At 72.4% G+C, this 3,476-nt stretch carries 5 protein-coding genes and 1 pseudogene; 2 read left to right on the top strand and 4 right to left on the bottom strand.

Features of this window, described 5'->3' with window-relative positions; genetic code table 11:
- Positions 1-517 precede the first annotated feature (517 nt).
- Positions 518-1,495 (top strand): hypothetical protein, encoded by a 978-nt coding sequence (locus AB0F10_RS44870; protein ID WP_360640624.1) that lies wholly within the window; start codon positions 518-520, stop codon positions 1,493-1,495.
- 62 nt (positions 1,496-1,557) lie between these two features.
- Positions 1,558-2,019, top strand: a complete 462-nt coding sequence (locus tag AB0F10_RS44865) for a hypothetical protein (RefSeq protein ID WP_360640622.1) — start codon at positions 1,558-1,560, stop codon at positions 2,017-2,019.
- A gap of 50 nt (positions 2,020-2,069) precedes the next feature.
- Here the strand turns inward: AB0F10_RS44865 and AB0F10_RS44860 are convergent, their stop codons facing one another.
- The 4 genes and pseudogenes from AB0F10_RS44860 to AB0F10_RS44845 all read right to left on the bottom strand — a co-directional run.
- Positions 2,070-2,387: a DUF1048 domain-containing protein gene (locus AB0F10_RS44860; RefSeq protein WP_360640620.1), complete on the bottom strand. Its 318-nt coding sequence runs from the start codon at positions 2,385-2,387 to the stop codon at positions 2,070-2,072.
- Position 2,388: 1 nt separating this feature from the next.
- The gene (locus AB0F10_RS44855; RefSeq protein ID WP_360640618.1) at positions 2,389-2,745 is read right to left on the bottom strand and encodes a DUF1048 domain-containing protein; all 357 of its coding nucleotides are present in this window, start codon (positions 2,743-2,745) and stop codon (positions 2,389-2,391) included.
- A complete protein-coding gene (locus AB0F10_RS44850; RefSeq protein WP_360640616.1) occupies positions 2,742-3,068 on the bottom strand; it encodes a PadR family transcriptional regulator in 327 nt (108 codons plus the stop codon). The genes AB0F10_RS44855 and AB0F10_RS44850 overlap by 4 nt, the downstream gene beginning before the upstream one ends.
- 189 nt (positions 3,069-3,257) lie before the next feature.
- Positions 3,258-3,476: pseudogene (locus tag AB0F10_RS44845) on the bottom strand (hypothetical protein); the annotation flags it as partial.

Below are 3,476 nucleotides of genomic sequence, written 5' to 3'. Positions count from 1 at the left end.
CTCCGCCAGGATCCGGTTCAGCCGGTGCAGCGGCATTCCGGCCTGGACGGTGACCAGATTGCCGGATATCTCCACCAGCTCGCCCAGGCGGTGCACGCGGGTGGCTGCGTGGCTGATGTTTCCGGCCGGGGTGCGGCGTCCGGTGGTGTTCCGCCGGACCCGTCCGTCACCAGCAGGGCCGCGGTCGCCACGACGGCCGCCACGGTGCAGATCCCGATCGTCCACCTGGCCCGGCCGAGCCGGTGGTGCCACGCGCCGTCCATGCCGCCTCCCCCGGGCAGGTATCGAGCGCCTTCCATGATGGCCGCCGGCGGCCATCCGCCCGGCGGGTCAGTCGGATGTCGGCCAATGTCCCGCACCGCCGATTGTTCGGCGACCGCCCCGAACAATTCCCTGACCTGCGCGAACGTCCGGAATTGTTCGCGACCGCCGGGCGGCTCTTCCGCCGCGCTTCCGGCGCCGATGACGCTGGTCCGGCGTCCGGAAGGCACCTCACACGGATCGAAGGAGATTCCGCATGAATCCCGCTGGGCAGGGACCGCGACAACCGCACGGACCGTCAACGAGCCGGGCGGCGTTCTCGCCGCCGGGTGTCCGGCGGCGGGCAGGGCGGGCGGCTGCGGTCGCGGTGGTCGCGGCGCTGCTGGCCACCGGCTGCCACTCGGACGGCCGGCAGCAGCCCCTGGCCGCCGCACCGCCGGCGGGCGTACCCGAGCTCACCGCGGCGGAGTCCGCGCTGCTGGATCGGGCCGAACTGCTCCTGATCCGCGACTGCATGCGGCGGCGCGGCTTCGACTACCTGGTGGCCCCGCGCCCCGCTCGGCCGCAGTACCGGGACTTCCCGTACGTCGTCGACGACGCCGGCTGGGCGCGCAGGCACGGATACGGCGCCGATCTGCAGCGCCGGCGCGACGCCGCCGCCCGGGCCGAGCCGAACACGAAGCGCCTGGACGCCCTGGCGCCGGCGGACCGCGCGGCCGAGTTGTTCGCGCTCAACGGCGTGGCCGGCGCGGATACCGACGTGACCGCCGTGCTCCCGTCCGGGGTTACCACCCGGCGCAGCGCGAGCAGCTGCACCTCGGAGGCGGAACGCGGGCTCTACGGCGACCTGCCGGCCTGGTACCGGGCCGAGCGGGTGACCGAGAACCTGCCCGGCCTCCGCGTCCACCTGGTGCTCGGCGACGCCCGGTACCGGCGCGCGGCCGCCGCCTGGAGCAGGTGCATGGCCCGCGCCGGCCACCGGTACGACGAGCCGGCCCAGGCCCGCTACGCGGTGCTGTCGGCGGACCCGCCGATGCCGCGAGCGCAGGAGATCGCGCTGGCGGTCGCGGAGGCGACCTGCGCCGACCGGACCGGCCTGTCCGCCACGGCGGCCGACCTCGACCGGCGGTACGCCCGGGTGGTCGACGACCGGTACGCCGCCGAGATCGCCGACCGGCGACGGCTGCAACGCGGCGCCCTGCCCGGTGCCCACGCCATCGTCCTGGCGGGCTGACCGGGCCCCACGACTCCGCGGCGATCCGCCGCGGTGCACCACCATCGATCTGGGAGGATCACATGAGGAGAATCCACGGCCTGATGGCCGCCGCGGCCGTCGCGGCCATGCTGCTGGTCGGCCTGCCGGCCGCGGCACAGGCGCAGGCACCCGCCCCGCAGGCCCCGGCGCAGGCACAGACCGGCGCCAAGCTGCTCGGCGACGGCTACTTCTACGCCTGGGACCTGGCGTACGCGGGCGGCGCCAGCTGCCGCTGGTTCAATTCGGACAACAACTGGGAGGACAACTGCGGCGGCTTCCGCAACCGGGCCTCATCGGTGCAGAACAACAGCGCGCACGGCAACTACGCCAACCTGTACGTCCACCCGAACCGGGTCGGCGCGTGGGCCTGCATCGCCCCGGGGGACTACTGGGACAATCTGGACAACTACTACTTCACCTGGGGCCCGACCGACGGCCTGTACCAGAAGACGAACAACAACATCGCCAGCTTCAAGTGGACCACCACGCAGTGCGGAACCTGACGGCGGTGTGACGACAGCGCCGGTCCCGGGGAACCGGGACCGGCGCGCGTCTACCTGTCGTCCGTGCCGCCGAGCGACTCCTGATAGAGGTCCGCATAGGTGCGGGAGTCCTTGATCAGGTCGTCGGAGAAGGCGGCGACGTCGGTGCCGACGAGTTCCAGCACCCCCTTGCCGGACGCGGCGCCCTCCTCGAAGAAGTCGAGGAGCCCGGAGAGCAGGCGACCCTCGTGCAGGTCGACCGGGCCGACCTTGAAGAAGTACCGCTGCATCTCCTGATAGACGATCCGGTAGTCCGGCGGGAGCGCCTTGACCCGGGCCACGTGCGCCCGCCACTGCCGCTTGCCCTCGATGATGTCCTGGATGCCCATGTCAGCCTCCCAGCCGGCCCAGTCTTTTGGCGACGTTGCTGTTCAACTGCGCGCGCCACCGGTCGCGGTAGGTGCGGGCCCCGGCGCCGCCGGCCAGCGCCGCGCAGAAGCCGGGGATGTCGTCGCCGAGCACCTCGTCGATGCTCAGCCCGTCCGCCGTCGCCTCTTCGAGCAGCCCCAGGGCGGCGTCGAGGATGGGCATCAGGTCCCGGCCGGTGAAGCCCCCGTACGGGTGGAGGTTGCCCTTGATCTGTTCCCAGGCGGCCAGGTATCCGGCCGGCAGTGCCGCCGCCCGGGCCTCGAACGCCTTCCATTCCCTGGTGAGATCGCTGCCCGTGATGGTTTCCCAGAAGCTCATCTCCCGCCCTCCCTGAGGCTGTCGATGCGTGTCGAGACGTACCGCCACTTCCTCCAGAAGGTGGCAAGGTGCTCGCGCCCGGCGTCGTTGAGCGCGTAGAACTTGCGCGGCGGCCCCACCTCGGACGGTCGCTTCGTCACCTGGACGAGTCCGTTGCGCTCCAGCCGCAGCAGGATGGTGTAGACGGTCCCCTCGATGACGTCGGTGAAGCCGAGTTCGTTGAGGCGGCGGGTGATGGCGTAGCCGTAGGTCTCCTCGCCGCCGATGATCTCGAGCACGCAGCCCTCCAGGGTGCCCTTCAGCATTTCCGTCAGGTCGTCCATCGCGGCTCCTCGCCGGTCACCGGTACCTCGTACCACCGAGTACCGGTATACCGTACCACCGAGTACCGGCGGCCGGAGCGGGCCTCGATGTGGCTCTCGGTGGGACCGTGCACGATGCCGAGAGTGACCGGGCCGGGTGCACCGTGGGTCACCCGGCCCGGGGCCGCCACCCGCTGATCACGCCGGCGTTCAGCTCCAGCCGGTCGCCGTCGAAGCGTTCCCGGAAGTCGCGGTCGTGCGACACCACGACCACCGCCCCGGGGTACGCGGCGAGCGCGTCGTCTTGCCCGCGCCGTTCTCGCCCGTGACCAGCAGCCGCTGCCCGGGCGCGAGCGCGAGGAGACCGGGCAGCCGCAGCCGCTCGCCGACCCGTACGCCGTCGAACTCGGCGAGCGGCCCCGGCCCGGC

Source organism: Actinoplanes sp. NPDC026623, from assembly GCF_040638275.1.
GTDB lineage: Bacteria > Actinomycetota > Actinomycetes > Mycobacteriales > Micromonosporaceae > Actinoplanes.
Note: the sequence above shows the minus strand (reverse complement) of the source record. Positions and strands in the feature narration are given on the sequence as shown.